The organism is Vulcanisaeta sp. JCM 14467 (assembly GCF_001316245.1).
Lineage (GTDB): Archaea > Thermoproteota > Thermoprotei > Thermoproteales > Thermocladiaceae > Vulcanisaeta.
The window spans coordinates 1-17,421 of record NZ_BBDM01000011.1; the positions used below are offsets into that span (position 1 = coordinate 1).

A 17,421-nucleotide genomic window follows, 5' to 3' on the forward strand; every position below is an offset into this window, starting at 1 on the left:
GTCACTAGGCTTGATAAGGGCGATTCCCGTAGTTGAGGCACTACTTAGGGAGTTGCTCAGGCGTGAGGTCATAATCAAAGGCCACTCAGCACCGCGCTGCGTGGGCGCTGGCATGTGTAGGGATTTTGATTAGGCGTAAACCTACCGAGCACATCTTTATTAATTACTATCGAGCGCATTTAGTTGGTCATGATTGAGAAGCCACTGGTTAGGGTTGGTGATGAGTACGTAATGGCTAGGCTCTACGAGGCCGTGGTTGACTGCGTACTGGCGGTTGAGTTATTCGAAATGGGGATTACCAGGAATGCCGCTGGTAAGGCGTTTAGTGCCGTTAAGGCGTTAATGAGTGCATTAATCATTAAGTACGGCGATAAACTAAGCCAATTAGCTAGGGATGATAAGGAGAGGGCTTGGCTCGTGAAGAAGGCCCACGTGGTACCAACACACTCAATGAAGACCCTGGCTCTCTACCTCAAGAGTGTTGGCGTGGACCTTGGCAATACCGTTGACAAGGCCCTGAATCTACACGCATATCAATACAACGGGTTCGAACCTGGCTTCAGCCATATGATAGGATTGAGCCTGTCATTGAGGATATTAATGAGGTGGTCACGGCAATACCAAGGCTAATAGAGCAGTACTTCCCTGAGAAGTACGGCGAATTAACGAGTCTGATTAAGCAGGTTAGGGATATAGAGGTGCGAAGGGGGTGATTGAGGAATTTGATACCACTACTTGGTAAGTATAAGTAATGAACGCCATACCCACAACGAAACTATGCCCAGGCGCTGATCGTGAGGGCGCTTCGTGGGGAATATTTAAGTAATGATTAATGTTAGGTAGTTATGTGTCTTCGTTTAGGTATTCCGAGGTCTACAAAATAGTCTACCCAAGGAGGCATGAGGGTATTTATAAGAATCGTGGTGATAATCCCTGGGTATCAATAAGGATTAGGCAGGGTGTTGGGCGTGACCCAAGTAAGTGGTTCTCGAACCAGCTGAGGGTTATTGCCGAGGTGAGTAGTAGGTACGGTGATGGTAGGGCAATGCTCGGGACTAGGGGCGACATTGAGATTTTCAAGGTTGACTTCAGGTTGTTCGATGAGGTCGTGGCTAGGCTCAGGGAGGTCGGTCTGGACCCGAGGGATTCCTGCGGTAACTCTGTTAGGAACCCAATACCATGCACATCCCAATTCTGCCCATATGCTCACATCAACGCTGAGGCACTATCGACCTTCATAGGCGATTACTTCAGGTATAGGAGTGAGTATGAGTACCCATCGCTACCGCATAGGATTAAGATATCAATATCGGCCTGCGAGAGAGCCTGCGCAGCGCCCGTGGCCCAGGACATAGGCATTGTGGCTAAACCCAACGGTAAGTTCGACGTATACCTTGGCGGTGGGATTGGTGAACACGCCTTCAGTGCTAAGCTCGCATTCACGGACGTGAATGCCGAGGACCTACTGCCAATATGCATTGGCGTTGCCGAGGTCTTCAGGAGGTCGGGCGAGAGGAGGGGGTTTAAGTGGGTTGTTAAGTTGCGTGGGCTTGATAAGGTTAAGGAGGAGGTAATGGCGATAGCCAGGGAAGTCAAGCCAAAACTACCGAAGCCGCCTGACCTAAGCCCTAAGCTCATTAAATCGAGGATTGCCGTAATTAAATACCCAACAGGCTGGGTAAGTGCCGATGAGCTGGTTCAACTGGCGGACGTGGCTGAGAAGTATGGATTCGGCTACGTACTACTATTCAATAACCAGAGCGTCTATATACCGATTCGTGAAAACGTTGATAGGATCGCCGAATTGGGTAATTACGAGATTAGAGATCCAGGGCCTATCTATCCCGAGGGCCCAATAACCGTCGCGTGCCTTGGGAATGAACTATGCCCACCAGGCTCATAGACACGACAGGGCTTGGCCGTAAGATACACGTACACTTAAGCAAGCTTAATGAGCCGATCATAGTCAGCGTCAGCGGATGTACACATAACTGTGCAATAACGTGGGTCTCAGACATCGGTCTTGAGCCATTTGGTTCCAGGACTAGGATATTAATAACCGTGGGTGGTTCATCAACGGCATTAGGCTTAGTCATAGGCACTGTTGACCCAGGTGATGCGGAGCTTGCGGTGCAGGTGCTTCTTGATATGTATAGGAAGTCGGGTATTCATGGTGTTAGGGATTTCGTAACTAGGGTTGGTCTTGATGCCGTTAGGAATGAGTTGGCCAAATACGTACCGTCATTTAAGCCGCCTGATAAGGACATTAGCATTGTCTTCGGCCCTGACTGAGCCTGGAGGAATATGCTTTAAAGGCATAGGCCTGCCTAGTTATCACTGGTTTATGATTCTTGAGGACTTACCTGCCTGTCCACCGCCATTATCTGGGCGTGGGCTTCAATAATGTATGGCGACTTCATGAGGAGGATGAACCACTCACGGTTAACTTCCTAAGGATGTTCTACGCATCAATAATACTACTAATCCGGCGTTAGTCCTAGGTTAACTATGGCGCCGTGTGGGGCTCCCTGAGCGGCTTGCTCTCGCTTGTCGTTGGTGACTCACTGTACCTATTCTCAATAAATTACTCGGGGGTCTCGATAGCGGCCCCAGTCTCTTACACCTACATACCGCTGACTGTGTTATTCGCGGTATTCCTCGGCGAACCACTAACGACACCTAAGATACTCGCGAGCATACTACTGATACCGGGCGTCTACCTACTATCCCGTGGCGGTAGCTCCAGGAGGGAGCTCAAGGGCCTATTCCTTGGGCTCGGCGCAGCCATCGCCTGGGCCGTTGGCCAAACAATGATTAAGGTCGCCGACATGGCCGGGCTCAACCCAATATCCATAGCCTTCACTAGGGTTATCACAGCCGGCGTTGCGCTATTCATTATTAATCGTCTCATGGGAAACGATATAACCAGGGCCATTAGGGTAACCATGCGCAGTTACCTACCGGTAGTCGCCGTGCTCGACCTGGGACTCGGCGTCGCATTATTCGCCTTCTCAATGGACTTAATAGGCCTTGGCCTAACCGTCATAATCACGGGCACTATGCCCCTAATCGCCCAGGTAATGTCAAGCCTAATGGGTAAGGAGAGGTTCAGCGTCATTAAGTTCATAGGCGCATTAATAATCGTGACGGCCATAGTAACAGCATTCATTTAATTTAATAGAACTATGAATAATTTATTAAATTAATTCACCGATGTTCATTGTTATATTTGGAAACTTTTTTTATTAGTTCCTTATCGTCAGTTACTAATTTAGTATTAAGTTTCATCGCTGAGTATACGTATGCTGCGTCATAATACGTAATATTCATTTTTCTAGCTAAGTTAACTACGTCGTTGTTTAAACCTATTGATACGATATTCATTAAGCTAAGGGCTCCATTAAATGCCTTAATTAGCGGCTCTATGTTTATTATTGATGATTTACTAATTTTCCACAGATAATTACCAATCTCGTAGTATACCAAGTCAATGGTGTATTGTCCCCTTAAGATATCAAATGCCTTATTAGGTTCTAATTCAATTAGCCTTATAATGGCGCTTGCATCAAATACGAGGCTCATCTCGATTCACGATCCTCACGTATACTTCTCGCGGCAAAATCCTCGCCATATATCTTACTAACTTTTCTAAGTTCCTTGGATGCTTCATTAAATAATGCTATCAATTCCTCCTTCTCTCTACGCATGACCTCCTCCTCAAGGCATTACGTAAAAACTCGGATACGTTAATCCCATACGCTCTAGCCTTCTCAAGCACCTCCCTCCTGACCTTAGTCGATACTGTAACCCAACCACCCATCATTACAATGTTATAGGTGCCTACTTATAAACATTACTCCATTATAATGGTAGTAATTAATTGAATGGCGCCTTAAATGAAGTAAGGTAACGAGTAATTAAGCTACGCATTTACAATAAACATAGCCTATTGTTTCGGAAATAAGTACTCCGCAAACATCGTAAATATGTGCTAAGTTATCTTAATTTTCTTCTTAACGATATAGTACTAAATAAGAGTATGGTTAATCAATTACCCTGGAGGGATGCAGAGGAGTATAGGAGGGACAGACTCCTCGAGGCTAAGTATGAGTCTGAGTTGGCGCTTAGGTTCCTCGAGGCTGGGCTCTACAGGAATGCCGCGGGCAAGGCATTCCAGGCTTGGAAGGCCCTGTTGGCAGCCCTCGCCGTTAATTACAGCGAGGAGTTGGCGAAGAGGTTCAGGGGCATCAGGAGGACTAGGGATGGTAGGAGGGTTAGCCTTGCGGATTTCATAATCGCCTTCATGCCCACGGGCTACATGCTTGCCGTGGCCAAGGTCCTCGAGCAATTAACCAGGAAACCCCTCACTGACCTAACGAACACCGCAATAAACCTACACGAGTTCCAGTACAACGGACTTGACGAGACCGGCGTATACAGTAGGTACCCGGACCTGGACTTCGTGATTGATGACATTAAGAGACTCATTAACTCAATTCAACAATTCCTAACATCAACCTGAGGTTTACCTATTCCCGGCCCTGTTAATGGGATTGAAGGGGAAAATAGGTAATTTTAACGCGGGATACCCATGATTATCCTTGTTACGACGTTTTGGCAGGCTTGCCCGTTATCCCGTACTTCTGCGCCCACTCCTCAAACACCTTCTGCTCCTCAGGCGTCAACTCATGGCTGAACCTAAACCACCCATCTTTTTTACGGGCTGTCTCTGGGGATTCGGGGGTCTTCCATATGCAGTTCACTGGGCATACAGGTATGCAGGAGAAGTCATCATAACACAGGTCCCATATTAACCTAGCCTTACCATTCTCATCAAGCTCCCAGGCCTGGTATGGGCACACGCTAACGCAGGCACCACAGCCAATGCAGATGTCCTGGTCATCAATGACCCTTATGTACTTCCTTAATTCCTCAACAGGCTTTCTCTGCGCCATACAGGTCTTAGTGGGATTAATTCCTCATGTTAATACACCTTCCCATTGAGACCGCCTACATAAAATTGCATGTGGCAGTCTCAATAATTTATTCGGCACCTCTGCGAGGAGTTGCATTTCTATTGTATATGGCTTATTAATTCCGGGTTTTTGACAGTGTCAGTGTTTTAATAATTACGTTATATAGTTTAGGGTTGGTCTTATGGATGGGCTTACGAGTAAGGATTTGGCTGTCCTCATGCACCTGAAGAGGGCTAATGTGGATTATGGGAAGTCCATAGCAATAAACACGGGGATACCACTTGAGGAGGTTCTTCAAATACTCGATAAGCTAGAGGCCATGGGACTCATTGAGAGGGTTAGGAGTGGTAAGACGCTTAAGAGGAGTGTCGCCCGCTTCAAGCTTAGTAATGAGGTTCGTAAGCACCACGTTTATTACAAGCTATCCAGGCGCGGTGAGTTACTGGTCAGGAGCTCAGGAGGAGTGGCAGGGCCCAGGGAGCCTAAGCGGTACGTTGGGTATTGGCTAGTGATGATATTATCCTCCTACCACCCTCGATCAACGCCGCAATGTCCTGCCTAACCATGTCAAGGTCAATGTAGCGGCTCAGTAAGCCCTCCCTGTCAAGCCCATTGTACTGGAATTCATGCAGGTCTAGTGCCAACTCCGTCAGCAGCACCACGTCACTGCCGTATTTACGGCTTAGGAGCGTGGCCACCTTCTTCATGCGTGTCGTGGGCATAATGGCTATTACGTAATCAACAGCCTCAACCCTAACCCTCTCCCTAAGCCTAACAAGGCCCCTGAACTCGCTCACCAATTCACTGCGTGAGTTGGCCGCCAAGACTGCTAGGACGGCCTTCCAACCCTGGAATGCCCTGCCAGCGGCGTTCCTGTACAGTCCGTTCTTTAGGAATTCCTCTGCCAGTTCGAATTCATAGAGTGCCTCCTTAGTCCTAGCCTCAACGTACTTATCAATGTCCCTCCAGGGATGTACAATGGGCTCCTCCATCTACGGCCTAAAAACGCTTTACGGCTATAAATGCTTTATCCATGGTTACTGGCAAGGGTTTATCTAATCCCGAGCCTCACTCAGTCGATGGTTGAGTACGCACTTAAGCCCATTGGTTATGTCGAGGTTGGCTTCCCAAGGCCCGGCGAGCCGGAGAGGGATAGGTACGCCACTAGGTATGACTTCATCGGCGTTGTCAGGGTCTATGATGAGTACGTGGATGGATTAATGGGCCTTGAGGAGTACTCCCACGTAATACTCATCTACGTATTCCACGAGCAGAGGGAGGTCAGGCTTAGGGTTAGGTTGAAGGGAACGGATAAGGAAGTTGGTATTTTCGCTACGAGATATCCACTGAGGCCCAACCCAATTGGTTTATCAGTGCTGGAGCTCGTTAAGGTTGAACCGCCAAGGCTGTGGTTGAGGGGTCTCGATGCCTGGACAGGGACTCCCGTACTAGATATCAAGCCCTATGACTACTACGACGTAGTTAAGAGGCCAAGGGTCCCGAGGGAGTTTGAGGAGGAGTGGCTCAAAAACTACGTGGAGAAGGGATATAATCAAAGAGCCCCCTGGATGTCCGTGCCCGTGATACCCTAAGGATTATTAATCCTTATATCGATTATTTTTTTCAGGATGGGTCACGTTTGGGTTAGTGCGAGGATTGGTAATGTTGACCTTAGTAGGGTTGTTGAGGTTAGGGCGCTGGTCGATACTGGGGCTACTTTGACGGTTATACCGCGGTCGCTGGCTAATGAGCTTGGTCTAGCGGTCACGGGTAAGTCCAGGGTTGAGACTGGGGCTGGGATTATTGAGGTTGATAGGTCCAGGGCCTGGGTTGAGATTGAGGGTAGGGGTGAGGTCGTCCCAGTGCTTGTCTCTGACATAATTGATAAGGTCTTGATTGGCGTAACCACGCTTGAGGTCCTCGGGCTCGAGGTTGACCCAGTGACTGGTAGGTTAAGGGAGATGAGGTTACTACTTTATTGAGAGAACCTGCCTTTGTCGTGGGTCGTAATAAGGCTTTATTAACTAGTATTGACTTTAATTCTTAGGTAATATGCTCTCTGAGCAGGTTGGTAAGCCCTGGAGGGATCTTAAGGCGTATGTTGAGGCTAGGAGGGCTGAGGCCTTGGCTGAGGCTAGGTTGGCGATTAGGCTGTTGGTTGAGGGTTATACGAGGAATGCCGCTGGTAAGGCCTTTCAATCATTCAAATCCCTATTGGCTGCATTGGCTGGTGAGAGGAGGGAGGAATTACGTGATAAGATTCAGAATATTGATAGGGTGATAGCCTATATGCCGACATCCATGATTCGTGAAGTAGGTAAATTGCTTGGCCTTGAGAGGGAGGCGGCAATTGCCCTGGCGCTTCATCAGTATCAATATAATGGTGCCGACCCTGAGGGTGTCATGAGTATCTACACATCAAGCTGAGGCTGTGAAGGACATATGCGCCTTACTTAATAGTGTAGCTGAGGTATTGAGTGATGAATCGCTTAAGCAGGAGCTTAATAATACGTGTGGGTCTGTGTAGTTTTTGAATTTTTGAAAATTAAGTATTTTTATTTAAGGTGCATTATCATGCTTAGCTGACCATTGGCACCTCCTCCGGCGCAACCTCATCAGGCATGAACCTGTTAGTCAATACGTGGCCCTTCCTCAGGTGCTCGAGGGCTTCATTTAAGTCAAATATTGGCTGCTTACAGTCTATGCAGTATACCCAGCCGAAGGTTGAGAGAGTCTCCCTTAACCGATCCTCAGAATTCTTAGTAAAATGCTATATCTGGCGCCCTCCTCCTTCGTGACTACACGACCCTTAAGATAGCCAAACCACATGTGAATTCCATGCGGTATGAATTCCTCCTCACCCTCATTCATCAGTTATATTAATAATTCTGTGGTGTTTAAGTTTTTATTAAGATAGTTTTCAATGCTTATAGATCTATTTCATAAATTATTAATAAGTAATTGCTTAATATATGGTTATTATTCAGTGATTAATGGTGAGTTCTCAGTAAGATATTCTAAATTATTTATGTCAATTTAAAATAATTAATAGTTTACAATCCTATTCTAACTGGTGCCTAAGGGATGCTTTTTATACAAGTCCCTGATTAACTCCGTGATAGGTATGGTGCATGTAATGGGTGATTCGTATGAATGAGTTGAGGTACATAATTGGCGGTCCTCAGGGTGGTGGTTTAGAGACTACGTCCGAGATCCTCTCATGGGCCTTTGCGAGGTCTGGCTATGGTATTATTTCTGATAGGGAGTACTTCTCGAATATTAAGGGTAGGCATAGTTATGTTCACGCCACTGTGTCGGCTACGGAGTTGCTAAGCACCTCAATTATCCAGTTGACATTGTGGCTGCGATGGACGCGGAGACTGTGTTCACGCACTTCAATGATCTTAGGATGGTGGCTACCTAATCTATAATAGTGATGATGACTCGGTTAATTACGCCAGTATACCAAGCATGGAGAGGGAGTTGAGGGAGAGGTTGAGTGAGCAGTTTAAGCAGCTTGGGCTCGATGGTACGGTTAAGTCCATGGTTAAGTACCTGCAGGGTAGTAGGAATGTGCGTGTTGTTGCCCTAAGCTTTAAGGAATTGCTCATGGAGATTCAGAAGCGCGAGGGCGTAGTACCATCGCAGGCATCGAGGTACATAAGCACGATACTCGTGGGCGCGTTGCCGCAATAACGGGGATTAGCGAGGATAGCCTCGACTATAGTCTCAGGAGGAGGTTTACCAGGGAGGATGTTTACAGGCATAATAGGGCAATGGCGAATATAGTCATTGACCTGGTCAGAAGCCAATTCGGTACCGAACTAAAGCTGGATCCGCCGAGGATCGGCGTTAAGAGCGTGCTCGTGGCCAGCGGTAATGACGCGATAGCCATGGCCAAGGTCGTGGCTGGGGTTAGGTTCCAGGCCTACTACCCAATAACGCCGGCCGCCGACGAGAGCTTCACGCTTGAGGAGTACGAGACAATAGGCGGTGAGGGTTCGATAATAGTCTTCCAGACGGAGGATGAGCTTGCCGCGATAAACGCTGCAATAGGCGCTGCCTTGACCGGGGTCAGGAGTTCCGTAGCAACTAGTGGGCCAGGCTTTGACCTAATGGTTGAGGGCCTTGGCTGGGCTGGGCATAATGAGGTGCCCGTGGTCGTAACCTACTACCAGAGAGGCGGCCCAAGCACTGGTCAACCAACCAGGGGCGGCCAGAGCGACTTATTATCATCAGTCTTTGCATCCCACGGTGAGTACCCAAGGATTGTATTGGCATCTGGTGACCATGAGGAGGCGTTCTACGATGCCATTGACGCGTTTAATTATGCCGAGACCTACCAGGTACCGGTGATACACCTAGTCGATAAGTTCCTAGCCAACACAATAGCCACAATACCACTGCCAAACCTGGACAACGTAAGGATAACCAGGGGCGTGCTGGCGTCCAAGGGTCTCAGGGAGTATAAGAGGTTTGACCTGTCAAGCCCCATATCCCCAAGGGCATTCCTTGGTGATTACGTGATGTGGTACACGGGCGATGAGCATGATGAGTACGGACACATAAATGAGGATCCAATAAACAGGGTTAGATGATGGATAAGAGGATGAGGAAATTGGACATAATAGATAGGGAAATACCCGAGGAGAGGAGGTATTCATACTTCGGTCCAGAGAGACCTGACGTGTTATTGGTTGGCTGGGGCTTCGTGAAGGGCGTGGCGGTTAAGGCAGTTGAGGAGCTGAATGAGGAGGGCACAAGGGCTGGTTATTACCACATTAGGATGTTCATACCATTCCCAAGAAACTCACTGACTAAGATCGCCAATGAGGTTGGTGCCGATAAGCTCGTCGCCGTGGAGCACAACTACATGGCCCAGGCCTCGAAGCTCGCGGCCATGAACACGGGGATCATGATTGGGAAGTCGATTGTTAAGTACACGGGGAGGCCCATGTACGTGCACGAGCTCGTTAATGCCGTTAAGAATGTGTTGAAGGGTAGTACGAGGGAGGTGGTGAGCTATGGAGCGTAAGATAAAGCTAACAATAAATGATTACAAGACCAATGTCTGGGTTGATTGGTGCCCTGGATGCGGTAACTACGGAATACTCTCAGCCATGTACCAGGCCTTCGCAGAGTTGCAGCTGGAGCCCGAGAAGACGGTGGTGGTCTCTGGAATAGGGTGTTCAGGGAAGACCCCGCACTTCATAAACGTGACGGGAGTACACACGTTACACGGCAGGGCACTACCCTACGCCGAGGGCATTAAGCTGGCTAACCCAGATTTAACCGTGGTCGTTAATGTGGGTGATGGTGACCTACTGGGTATTGGGGCTGCCCACTTCGTGGCCCTGGGCAGGAGGAATGTGGATTTAGTGGTAATAATGCATGACAACACGGTCTACGGCTTAACCAAGGGCCAGGCAAGCCCAACACTGGCTAGGAACCTGCAGTCTAAGGCCCTGCCCAAGCCCAACATACAGGACGCGGTTAACCCAATAGGCTCGCAATAGCCGCCGGTTACACGTTCATAGCCAGGGGCTACGCGGCCAGGGTCCAGCACCTAAAGGAGTTGATTAAGAAGGCTATTCAGCACAAGGCTCGGCCTTCATTGACGTGCTACAGCCCTGCGTCACTTATGACAACATACACACCTACGACTACTACAATAAGAGGGTTTACGACCTGCAGGAGGAAGGTTGGGACCCAGTGGTTAAGAGTCCTGAGGAGTTGCCGCAGAAGGCTGCTCAGGCATTGGCTAAGTCTTACGAGGGTGATGGTAGGATACCAATAGGCATATTCTTAATCAACCCGTACGTGCCGACCTTCGAGGATAGGTATGCACAGAGGTTACCTAGTTATCTTAAGGTGCCGCCGGCGAGGGAGTCCATTGAGGTTGGTGGAAGGCCCGTGATAACTACGGATAAGTTTAAGGAGATCTTTAGGAAGTACGTGATGGAGTTTTAGGCAGTTGCCGTTTTAATTTCTTAAATTCAAAATGGTGTCCGCAATCTTTATATTTAACTGGCTATGTTAATGATTCAATGTCATTATACTACGATTTAGTACCCACTGGGATTCCAGGGCTTGACGAGACACTTGGCGGTGGACTGATTAGGGGTAGGACATACCTGATCAGTGGTGAGACGGGTACTGGCAAGACGCTACTCTCGCTATCATTCCTGATAAATGGAATTTACAAATATGGTGAGCCTGGCATTTACGTCTCGGTTGATGAGACTTATGACCAATTAATGAATGGCATTAGGAGGTTTGGCTGGGACCTTGAGGCGCTTAGGGAGCAGGGTTACCTGGAGGTCCTCATACCTGAGATGGACATTATTGAGAAGATTAGGGAGAAGGACCCAATATCCATAGCCAAGTCCCTGGTCTACACAATAGCCGACTACGCAAAATCCCTGGAAGCCCAGAGGCTGGTGATTGACCCAATAGCGCCACTGGTCACGCTTGAGAAGGATGTCCAGGTTCTTAGGGAGTACATAAGGGCGTTGGTCATGGGTATTGAGAGGGAGGTTGGTGTAACTACAATAATAACCACGGAAATACCCACAGGGGCCAGGGTGATTTCGAGGTACGGAGTTGAGGAGTTCCTGGCAGCCGGCGTTTTTATCATGGGGCTAGCCCAGACAACGGAGGGTGACTTTAAGAGGTACCTATTCATTAGGAAGATGAGGTGGCAGGCGGTACAACCGACAATACTCGAGGTCGAGATACAGCCAAAGGTCGGCATTGTAGTCAAAGGGCCTCTTAAGGATGTCCACATACCATTCTACGCATTGATGATATAAGGATATTTATTTTCACCAAAGATTTTTGGAAATATTGCTTTTTAATTGGCTACGTTTATTCTTCGATGATTTCATATGCAACATGTAAGCATTCATATTTAATTTATTGCTTTTCGATTTTTAATGCAATGAAAGCACTAGTGTGGACAGCTATTAAACGAGTGGAAATTAGAGAGGTTGAAAAGCCAAGGCCTGGCCCTGGTTGGGTCCTTCTTAAAGTGAGGTATAGCGGTATATGTGGCTCTGATGTATCTGGTTTCCTAGGGCTGAATGAGTTACGTAAGCCACCACTAATAATGGGTCATGAATTTACTGGCGTTGTTGAGGATGTGGGTCCCAACGTTCCTAAGGATATTGTTGGTAAATTATTTGCCGTGAACCCAATAGTTGGTTGTGGCCACTGTAGATATTGTAAGATGGGCCTTAAGAACCTGTGCATTGAGAGGAAGATAATCGGCATTGATTACCCAGGTGCCTATGCGGAGTACGTGTTGGCGCCATATGATAATTTATATCCAGTTAGCGATCCAGCGAGGGGCGCATTAGCAGAGCCATTGGCGACTTCGCTAAGGGCAGTTCGATTATCAGGTGCTTCCCTCGGTGATTCAGTGCTAGTTCTTGGGGCGGGTCCTGTTGGTGCCTTTGCAATAAAGCTTCTGTCAGCCAGTGGTATTAGGGATTTAGCCGTTGTTGAGATAAATAGAAATAGGCTTGAGTGGGCCCGTAAATTCGGAGCAACAAGACTCATTGAGAGGAGTAGTGATGAGGTATTGAAAGAAATTAAGGAGTTATACCCAGAGGGTGTTGATGTTGTAATTGATGCCGTAGGGTCTGAAGCCACGAGACGATTAGCCATAAACGCTGTACGTAGAGGTGGTAGGGTAGTATTCGTCGGCTTACATGACAATGAGGTTAAAATACCAGGTAATGTCATTGTTAGGAATGAGATTGAGATAAAGGGCTCCTTCTCATATACCGATGAAGACTTTAGAAGGGCTGTGAACTTACTGGAGCAGGGGCTTCTCGATCCACGTGAGGTTGGGTCGATGTTAGGCCGCTCGAGCGCGGTCAGGAGTCCTTTGAGGAATTAGCAGGAACATCCACGAAATACATCAAAATAATGCTCACACCAGGTGAATAAGTATGGGTGAGACTGAGATTTTTAAGATTAAGGATGTCAGGGCCTACGTTGTTAAGGGTGGCGGTGCTGATTATCACGACCAATCAGCCAATCACTGGATACTTGGCTACATAGCAACGCCGATATCCATATATCCAGAGCACAGCTAGTAGGGCATCATGGGGCTTAAACGTACTTGGATCGCTTATTGTCGAGGTTGAGGATTCGAGAGGCGAGGTTGGTTTTGGCGTAAGCACCGGTGGTTACCCCGCGGCTTGGATAGTGGAGAATCACCTAAAGAGATTCGTCGTTGGTAAGTACGTCGGTGAGATAGAGAAGACCTGGGATCAGATGTTTAGGGCCACGATATTCTACGGCAGGAGAGGGCTTGTTATGAATGCGATATCTGCTGTTGACCTTGCCTCTGGGATTTGACGGGTAAAGCTAGGGGCCTACCGGTATATGACTTGCTTGGTGGCCCTGTTAGGGATGAGATCGTGTTCTACGCAACGGGTCCTAGACCTGATGTGGCAAAGAAGAAGGGGTTTATTGGTGGTAAATTACCGCTTAAACATGGGCCTGGTGATGGTATTGAGGGATTGAAGGAGAATGTAAGGATATTTAAGGAGTGGAGGGAACAGCTTGGCGATGATTTCTTATTAATGTACGATTGCTGGATGAGCCTTGACTTGCCATACGCGATGAGGCTCGTAAGTGAGTTGAAGCCCTATGGTCTCTATTGGATTGAAGAACCGTTTATGCCAGACGACTACTGGTCTTACGGTGCCCTCGCCCAGCTATTGCCACCAACATTACTAGCCAGCGGTGAGCATGAATCAACACTTCACGGATTTAGAATGCTCCTTGAGGTTGGTAAGGTCAATGTTATCCAACCAGACATAACCTGGGTTGGTGGTATAACGCCCATGATAAAGATATCCGCCCTTGCTGAGGCATATGGCGCCTACGTGATACCCCATGGCTCAAGCGTGTATGGTTATCACTTCATAATAACTAGGGTCAATAGCCCATTTGCTGAGTATCTCGTTGTATCTCCAGACGCCACGGAGATAGTCCCTCAATTCAGCCCATTATTACTCGATGAGCCAGTGCCGGAGAATGGAAAGATAAGGCTTAGCAGAAAGCCTGGTTTTGGTGTTGAACTTAATAGAAAACTTGAATTAGTTAGGATTAGATAATCCACTGTCTATACCTATTCAGGTTTTCTGGATCATAGGCAGGTATTACGTATTTACTAATGCTTCTTAAGTACTCATAGGCGTTCAGGCACTCATAAATGTCCTCAGCAATGCCTATGGGCACATTCTCGGTTATATTCCTCATCGTGAATGCCGCATCTGTGTAGCTAATGATTCCATCCTTAGTCTCAAGTATGATGGCCATGGAACTCCTGTGGTGGCAGCCCGTCCACTTAACCCTGACCCCGGGAACTACGGTGTCCTCATCATTTAGAAGGGCAATCCTATTCCAAGCCTCCTCAAATAAGTACTCCCTGACATATCTGTAGGTAAATATCTCTGTTTAGGAAGGGTGATGGTCTTGGATTAACCACATCCTCAAACCAACCCCTCCTTGAGAAATAGATCTTAGCCCTCTTAAATAGGTCTATGTTGCCCACGGTATAGTCCTGCACAGGCGTTATCACAACGTGAGAAATATCGTCAGGCTTCAAACCAAGTCTCTTAAGAACATTCTCCATTTTCTCATCCTCATTAACCGTGAAACGGCATCTATCACTACCAGCCCACTCCCTAAGGAATTTATTCCTAAGCGTTAAATCCCTAACAAGGCCTGTACCAACGAGTACGTACCCATCATCCGTATCTATAATTAATGAGTAAAATGAAAGCCTAACCCACTTGTCAAACCATTGCATCCAATAAACCTCAGGCCCAGGAACTTCACCGTGATCCCCCACTTTGGCAAGCCAAAAGTGTCTAATGCCCATGCATCATCACCTAGGGTGTTATTACGAACCTACCTAATACCTTACCCTCAGCCAACTTATTTAAGGCATTATTGACAGCGTTCTCGTCAAGGGATACCTTCTCTATATAGGATTTAATCCCATGTTCCTTAACAAACTTCACCATCTCCTCCATCTCACTTATAGAGCCATAGTTGCTACCAATGACCACGTATTGCCAGACCGTGGTCTCAAACACGGGTATTGGGTATGACTTACCCTCCATGCCGACAAGTACGACCGCACCACTAGGCTCTAATAAAGGTATCATCTTGGCTGACTCCTCATTACCCACGAAATCGAGCATTACCGAAGCCCCATCAGGACTTAGATCTTTAATTATCTTATTAACCTCGCTTGGGTGTACAGCATAATGCGCGCCTAACTCCACGGCCCACTTAAGCTTATTATCACTTCTAGAAACAGCTATTATCTTTACGTAAGGCGCTAAATGCCTTAAGAATTGTATAGCGTAAGACGCCAATCCACCAACGCCATACACTATCACTGATGAGTCAGGCCTCAGGTAAGGCAGTGCCTTCTTCACGGCAGAGTATGAAGTCAACCCTGCATCAGCTAATGGCGCCGCCTCTACAGGGTCAATATCAATCTTAACTAAGTACCTATAATTAGGCACGTATAAGTACTCGGCATACCCACCGTAATAATACGATTGACCCGGAATAGCATGCCCTCTACACTGCATGCACTTGTCTATACGGCAATACTTACAGTTTAAGTCAGCCCATATGGCATATACGAGGACTTTATCACCAGGGTTCAACCCCTTAACCCTCTTACCAACAGCTTCGACAACACCTGCATTCTCATGCCCAAGAACAAAAGGAGTCCTAAATCCCTCTCTAGGTTCTTCACCCTTCCACAGCCTTATATCTGTCTTACACATGCCAGCACCAACTATCCTTATAAGCACGGCCTCATCATCACCAGGTTCGGGCACGTCGATATAACCCAGCCTTAATGGCTTACCGAACTCCCGAAGTATTAATGCCCTACTCCTCACAGTTGAGGGATTAAAAATAAATTTATAAGCCATGATTACAACATGTTGAATATAAATTATTAAAGAAACATAAGTGGATAAGTAAAAAGAATATTTAATTTTTAATAATGATTTTAATATTATGGATTAATCATGGAACTTTACCTCCATAGAAGTCTTTCAAAACTTCCTCTAACGACTTACCCTGCGATTTGGGTCCAAATAAGTAGCCTATTATTATGTTCAGTATGAAGAATGCCGTAGCAACCGCAGCAATAGCCTTATACCCAATTATTGCTATCAGGTCGGTACTACCAAGCTCCATACACCCAGGGCAAACCTCATCCAGGACCACGCAAAGCCCTGAGCGCTATTCCTAACCTCGGTTGGGAACAACTCTGTGGACCAAACCCTGGTTTGGGGCCAAAGCCACATACCATGCCCGAACCCAAAGCCTATTACATTAAATAATGCAACCCATAATATACTGAATGGCAGGAATATCGGTACCGCAAACGATGCTGCACATATAGCGGCAGCTACAGCATACATTACGTTCCTATTAAGCCTATCAGATAATGGCATATAAACAGCGACTACGCCTATTATTGCTGTGATGAACCACAATATTTGGCCTACGTAAGCCATGGTGGTGGTTGTAAATCCAATATCCTTAAAGAAGTAAGGCAGGAAGAAACCAAATGTTCCTGCAGGTACACCCCAGAATATGTAGATCGGTATTATAAAGGCCAATCCCTTCTTATACTTAAAGATATCACTCCATTTATACTTGTATTGAGGTTGTGTACTCTGAGAAGCATTTGCTTGAGGTGCTGCCTGTTCACCAGCAAGTTGTTTTAACGCCTCCTGAACTACGGTAGCTTTGCCAGCTACTAATGCCCACCTTGGCGACTCTGTTAAGCCTCTTCTAAGGAACCAGGTTATGATAGCCACAGCAGCTAATACGCCAAACACTACTCTGAAGGTTAACGCACCATAGGGTTCAAAGGCTATACCCAGTAAGAGCATGACTATAGGTCCTATATACCAAAAGACGTTAGTGAAGGCCATTAAAAATCCTCTCTTATACTTCGGCGCATACTCCGCTATTAATGACCATGATGTGGGCACATCAAGGCCAACAGTAATACCAACAATGATATACCCTATTAGGAGCATTATATAATTAACGGCGGCCGCATTATTACTGTGCCCACGAAATATGCAAGTAAGTCATACATGTAGATCGTTTTCCTACCATATTTATCACCTAATGGACCAGCTATTATAGCTCCAACAAATGCTGCGAATGCGTTAGGACTAAACGCGGCTATAATGCCTAATAGAAGAGATGTTAAGTGGAACGTTGAAACCCAGTATATCGTTGATACGGCACCAGCGACTATTGCACCTGCATCTAGGAAATCACCCATTGCGGCTAAGACAGTCCATCTATAGTGAGCCAGGGTTACTCTCGCCTCATCGAAACGCCTTATTACATCCCACGAGCTCATACGGCATTC

Annotated in this window: 26 protein-coding genes and 3 pseudogenes; 18 read left to right on the plus strand and 11 right to left on the minus strand. The window is 47.0% G+C overall.

The genetic code is table 11. The annotated features are described in order from the left end of the window. Positions 1-189: 189 nt before the first annotated feature. From JCM14467_RS10235 to JCM14467_RS10245, 5 genes are all read left to right on the plus strand, one after another. The gene (locus JCM14467_RS10235; RefSeq protein ID WP_252901347.1) at positions 190-630 is read left to right on the plus strand and encodes a PaREP1 family protein; all 441 of its coding nucleotides are present in this window, start codon (positions 190-192) and stop codon (positions 628-630) included. A 217-nt stretch (positions 631-847) separates the two neighbouring features. Beyond that, positions 848-1,903: a nitrite/sulfite reductase gene (locus JCM14467_RS10240; protein ID WP_252901348.1), complete on the plus strand. Its 1,056-nt coding sequence runs from the start codon at positions 848-850 to the stop codon at positions 1,901-1,903. Continuing rightward, positions 1,885-2,292, plus strand: a complete 408-nt coding sequence (locus tag JCM14467_RS17840; protein WP_252901349.1) for a hypothetical protein — start codon at positions 1,885-1,887, stop codon at positions 2,290-2,292. Before JCM14467_RS10240 ends, JCM14467_RS17840 begins: the two co-directional genes overlap by 19 nt. A 59-nt stretch (positions 2,293-2,351) precedes the next feature. Beyond that, positions 2,352-2,495, plus strand: coding sequence for a hypothetical protein (locus tag JCM14467_RS17845; RefSeq protein WP_252901350.1), 144 nt, complete (start codon positions 2,352-2,354; stop codon positions 2,493-2,495). Between the two features lie 21 nt (positions 2,496-2,516). Beyond that, positions 2,517-3,173: a DMT family transporter gene (locus JCM14467_RS10245; RefSeq protein ID WP_252901351.1), complete on the plus strand. Its 657-nt coding sequence runs from the start codon at positions 2,517-2,519 to the stop codon at positions 3,171-3,173. Positions 3,174-3,207: 34 nt separating this feature from the next. On the opposite strand, the gene JCM14467_RS10250 is transcribed toward JCM14467_RS10245, so the two are convergent. Together JCM14467_RS10250 and JCM14467_RS20105 are read right to left on the minus strand one after the other, a co-directional pair. Continuing rightward, complete coding sequence (locus JCM14467_RS10250) at positions 3,208-3,582, minus strand: type II toxin-antitoxin system VapC family toxin (protein ID WP_054850058.1); 375 nt, start codon at positions 3,580-3,582, stop codon at positions 3,208-3,210. After that, positions 3,579-3,820 (minus strand): annotated as a pseudogene (locus JCM14467_RS20105) (type II toxin-antitoxin system CcdA family antitoxin). The gene JCM14467_RS10250 and the pseudogene JCM14467_RS20105 overlap by 4 nt, the downstream one beginning before the upstream one ends. Before the next feature lie 219 nt (positions 3,821-4,039). On the opposite strand from JCM14467_RS20105, the gene JCM14467_RS10260 reads away from it, so the two are divergent. Then, positions 4,040-4,522 (plus strand): PaREP1 family protein, encoded by a 483-nt coding sequence (locus JCM14467_RS10260; RefSeq protein ID WP_054850059.1) that lies wholly within the window; start codon positions 4,040-4,042, stop codon positions 4,520-4,522. An 82-nt stretch (positions 4,523-4,604) separates the two neighbouring features. Here JCM14467_RS10260 and JCM14467_RS10265 read toward each other — a convergent pair whose 3' ends face one another. Next, the gene (locus tag JCM14467_RS10265) at positions 4,605-4,955 is read right to left on the minus strand and encodes an indolepyruvate ferredoxin oxidoreductase subunit alpha (protein WP_054850060.1); all 351 of its coding nucleotides are present in this window, start codon (positions 4,953-4,955) and stop codon (positions 4,605-4,607) included. 202 nt (positions 4,956-5,157) lie between these two features. Here JCM14467_RS10265 and JCM14467_RS10270 point away from each other — a divergent pair, with 202 nt between their 5' ends. Further along, complete coding sequence (locus JCM14467_RS10270) at positions 5,158-5,538, plus strand: DUF2250 domain-containing protein (protein ID WP_054850061.1); 381 nt, start codon at positions 5,158-5,160, stop codon at positions 5,536-5,538. Here JCM14467_RS10270 and JCM14467_RS10275 read toward each other — a convergent pair. Continuing rightward, on the minus strand, positions 5,459-5,968 hold the full coding sequence (locus tag JCM14467_RS10275) for a PaREP1 family protein (protein ID WP_054850062.1): 510 nt from the start codon (positions 5,966-5,968) through the stop codon (positions 5,459-5,461). The two genes, JCM14467_RS10270 and JCM14467_RS10275, sit on opposite strands and share 80 nt — an antisense overlap. Positions 5,969-6,055: 87 nt before the next feature. Between JCM14467_RS10275 and tsaA the strand changes: the two genes are divergently transcribed. The 3 genes from tsaA (at position 6,056) to JCM14467_RS10290 (ending at position 7,403) form a co-directional block, all read left to right on the plus strand. Further along, entirely contained in the window at positions 6,056-6,568 is a 513-nt protein-coding gene (gene tsaA / locus JCM14467_RS10280; protein ID WP_054850063.1) for a tRNA (N6-threonylcarbamoyladenosine(37)-N6)-methyltransferase TrmO, read from the plus strand. Between the two features lie 36 nt (positions 6,569-6,604). After that, positions 6,605-6,958 carry an aspartyl protease family protein gene (locus JCM14467_RS10285; protein WP_054850064.1) on the plus strand — a complete coding sequence of 118 codons (354 nt, stop codon included), beginning with the start codon at positions 6,605-6,607 and terminating at the stop codon, positions 6,956-6,958. 70 nt (positions 6,959-7,028) lie between these two features. Continuing rightward, positions 7,029-7,403, plus strand: coding sequence for a PaREP1 family protein (locus JCM14467_RS10290; RefSeq protein WP_252901353.1), 375 nt, complete (start codon positions 7,029-7,031; stop codon positions 7,401-7,403). A gap of 312 nt (positions 7,404-7,715) precedes the next feature. On the opposite strand, the gene JCM14467_RS19525 is transcribed toward JCM14467_RS10290, so the two are convergent. Continuing rightward, a complete protein-coding gene (locus JCM14467_RS19525) occupies positions 7,716-7,847 on the minus strand; it encodes a hypothetical protein (protein ID WP_256359248.1) in 132 nt (43 codons plus the stop codon). A gap of 278 nt (positions 7,848-8,125) precedes the next feature. Between JCM14467_RS19525 and JCM14467_RS20495 the strand changes: the two genes are divergently transcribed. From JCM14467_RS20495 to rhmD, 8 genes and pseudogenes are all read left to right on the plus strand, one after another. Continuing rightward, a complete protein-coding gene (locus JCM14467_RS20495; RefSeq protein ID WP_252901354.1) occupies positions 8,126-8,407 on the plus strand; it encodes a 2-oxoacid:acceptor oxidoreductase family protein in 282 nt (93 codons plus the stop codon). A 40-nt stretch (positions 8,408-8,447) separates the two neighbouring features. After that, positions 8,448-8,672, plus strand: a complete 225-nt coding sequence (locus JCM14467_RS20500; RefSeq protein ID WP_252901355.1) for a hypothetical protein — start codon at positions 8,448-8,450, stop codon at positions 8,670-8,672. A gap of 80 nt (positions 8,673-8,752) precedes the next feature. Continuing rightward, positions 8,753-9,574 carry a hypothetical protein gene (locus tag JCM14467_RS20505; RefSeq protein WP_252901356.1) on the plus strand — a complete coding sequence of 274 codons (822 nt, stop codon included), beginning with the start codon at positions 8,753-8,755 and terminating at the stop codon, positions 9,572-9,574. Beyond that, positions 9,571-10,011 (plus strand): transketolase C-terminal domain-containing protein, encoded by a 441-nt coding sequence (locus JCM14467_RS20510; RefSeq protein ID WP_252901357.1) that lies wholly within the window; start codon positions 9,571-9,573, stop codon positions 10,009-10,011. The genes JCM14467_RS20505 and JCM14467_RS20510 overlap by 4 nt, the downstream gene beginning before the upstream one ends. Continuing rightward, positions 10,001-10,946, plus strand: a pseudogene (locus tag JCM14467_RS10300) (2-oxoacid:ferredoxin oxidoreductase subunit beta). Before JCM14467_RS20510 ends, JCM14467_RS10300 begins: the two are co-directional and overlap by 11 nt. 77 nt (positions 10,947-11,023) lie before the next feature. Continuing rightward, positions 11,024-11,788: an ATPase domain-containing protein gene (locus JCM14467_RS10305; RefSeq protein ID WP_054850065.1), complete on the plus strand. Its 765-nt coding sequence runs from the start codon at positions 11,024-11,026 to the stop codon at positions 11,786-11,788. A gap of 161 nt (positions 11,789-11,949) precedes the next feature. After that, the gene (locus JCM14467_RS10310; protein WP_252901358.1) at positions 11,950-12,879 is read left to right on the plus strand and encodes a zinc-dependent alcohol dehydrogenase; all 930 of its coding nucleotides are present in this window, start codon (positions 11,950-11,952) and stop codon (positions 12,877-12,879) included. 52 nt (positions 12,880-12,931) lie between these two features. Next, positions 12,932-14,107, plus strand: a pseudogene (rhmD, locus tag JCM14467_RS10315) (L-rhamnonate dehydratase). Here the strand turns inward: rhmD and JCM14467_RS17885 are convergent. The 6 genes from JCM14467_RS17885 to JCM14467_RS17905 all read right to left on the minus strand — a co-directional run bounded on the left by JCM14467_RS17885 (position 14,100) and on the right by JCM14467_RS17905 (position 17,412). Continuing rightward, positions 14,100-14,312: a hypothetical protein gene (locus JCM14467_RS17885; RefSeq protein ID WP_252901362.1), complete on the minus strand. Its 213-nt coding sequence runs from the start codon at positions 14,310-14,312 to the stop codon at positions 14,100-14,102. The pseudogene rhmD and the gene JCM14467_RS17885 sit on opposite strands and share 8 nt — an antisense overlap. A gap of 94 nt (positions 14,313-14,406) precedes the next feature. Then, the gene (locus JCM14467_RS17890) at positions 14,407-14,877 is read right to left on the minus strand and encodes a hypothetical protein (protein WP_252901363.1); all 471 of its coding nucleotides are present in this window, start codon (positions 14,875-14,877) and stop codon (positions 14,407-14,409) included. 10 nt (positions 14,878-14,887) lie between these two features. Continuing rightward, positions 14,888-15,919, minus strand: coding sequence for an NAD(P)-dependent alcohol dehydrogenase (locus tag JCM14467_RS10325; protein WP_054850128.1), 1,032 nt, complete (start codon positions 15,917-15,919; stop codon positions 14,888-14,890). 130 nt (positions 15,920-16,049) lie between these two features. Continuing rightward, a complete protein-coding gene (locus JCM14467_RS17895) occupies positions 16,050-16,223 on the minus strand; it encodes a hypothetical protein (protein WP_252901364.1) in 174 nt (57 codons plus the stop codon). Beyond that, positions 16,199-17,077 (minus strand): MFS transporter, encoded by an 879-nt coding sequence (locus tag JCM14467_RS17900; protein ID WP_252901365.1) that lies wholly within the window; start codon positions 17,075-17,077, stop codon positions 16,199-16,201. Before JCM14467_RS17900 ends, JCM14467_RS17895 begins: the two co-directional genes overlap by 25 nt. Further along, positions 17,077-17,412: an MFS transporter gene (locus tag JCM14467_RS17905; protein WP_252901366.1), complete on the minus strand. Its 336-nt coding sequence runs from the start codon at positions 17,410-17,412 to the stop codon at positions 17,077-17,079. Before JCM14467_RS17905 ends, JCM14467_RS17900 begins: the two co-directional genes overlap by 1 nt. Positions 17,413-17,421: the final 9 nt, after the last annotated feature.

Coding starts and splice junctions, on each gene's coding strand:
- JCM14467_RS10305 (WP_054850065.1), top strand. CDS start 11,024: ATGTCATTATACTACGATTTAGTACCCACTGGGATTCCAGGGCTTGAC.
- JCM14467_RS20510 (WP_252901357.1), top strand. CDS start 9,571: ATGATGGATAAGAGGATGAGGAAATTGGACATAATAGATAGGGAAATA.
- JCM14467_RS10290 (WP_252901353.1), top strand. CDS start 7,029: ATGCTCTCTGAGCAGGTTGGTAAGCCCTGGAGGGATCTTAAGGCGTAT.
- JCM14467_RS20495 (WP_252901354.1), top strand. CDS start 8,126: ATGAATGAGTTGAGGTACATAATTGGCGGTCCTCAGGGTGGTGGTTTA.
- tsaA (WP_054850063.1), top strand. CDS start 6,056: ATGGTTGAGTACGCACTTAAGCCCATTGGTTATGTCGAGGTTGGCTTC.
- JCM14467_RS20505 (WP_252901356.1), top strand. CDS start 8,753: ATGGCGAATATAGTCATTGACCTGGTCAGAAGCCAATTCGGTACCGAA.
- JCM14467_RS10275 (WP_054850062.1), bottom strand. CDS start 5,968: ATGGAGGAGCCCATTGTACATCCCTGGAGGGACATTGATAAGTACGTT.
- JCM14467_RS10235 (WP_252901347.1), top strand. CDS start 190: ATGATTGAGAAGCCACTGGTTAGGGTTGGTGATGAGTACGTAATGGCT.
- JCM14467_RS17895 (WP_252901364.1), bottom strand. CDS start 16,223: ATGGAGCTTGGTAGTACCGACCTGATAGCAATAATTGGGTATAAGGCT.
- JCM14467_RS10265 (WP_054850060.1), bottom strand. CDS start 4,955: ATGGCGCAGAGAAAGCCTGTTGAGGAATTAAGGAAGTACATAAGGGTC.
- JCM14467_RS10260 (WP_054850059.1), top strand. CDS start 4,040: ATGGTTAATCAATTACCCTGGAGGGATGCAGAGGAGTATAGGAGGGAC.
- JCM14467_RS17905 (WP_252901366.1), bottom strand. CDS start 17,412: ATGAGCTCGTGGGATGTAATAAGGCGTTTCGATGAGGCGAGAGTAACC.
- JCM14467_RS17885 (WP_252901362.1), bottom strand. CDS start 14,312: ATGGCCATCATACTTGAGACTAAGGATGGAATCATTAGCTACACAGAT.
- JCM14467_RS17900 (WP_252901365.1), bottom strand. CDS start 17,077: ATGCTCCTAATAGGGTATATCATTGTTGGTATTACTGTTGGCCTTGAT.
- JCM14467_RS17890 (WP_252901363.1), bottom strand. CDS start 14,877: ATGGGCATTAGACACTTTTGGCTTGCCAAAGTGGGGGATCACGGTGAA.
- JCM14467_RS10250 (WP_054850058.1), bottom strand. CDS start 3,582: ATGAGCCTCGTATTTGATGCAAGCGCCATTATAAGGCTAATTGAATTA.
- JCM14467_RS19525 (WP_256359248.1), bottom strand. CDS start 7,847: ATGAATGAGGGTGAGGAGGAATTCATACCGCATGGAATTCACATGTGG.
- JCM14467_RS10285 (WP_054850064.1), top strand. CDS start 6,605: ATGGGTCACGTTTGGGTTAGTGCGAGGATTGGTAATGTTGACCTTAGT.
- JCM14467_RS20500 (WP_252901355.1), top strand. CDS start 8,448: ATGGAGAGGGAGTTGAGGGAGAGGTTGAGTGAGCAGTTTAAGCAGCTT.
- JCM14467_RS17840 (WP_252901349.1), top strand. CDS start 1,885: ATGCCCACCAGGCTCATAGACACGACAGGGCTTGGCCGTAAGATACAC.
- JCM14467_RS10270 (WP_054850061.1), top strand. CDS start 5,158: ATGGATGGGCTTACGAGTAAGGATTTGGCTGTCCTCATGCACCTGAAG.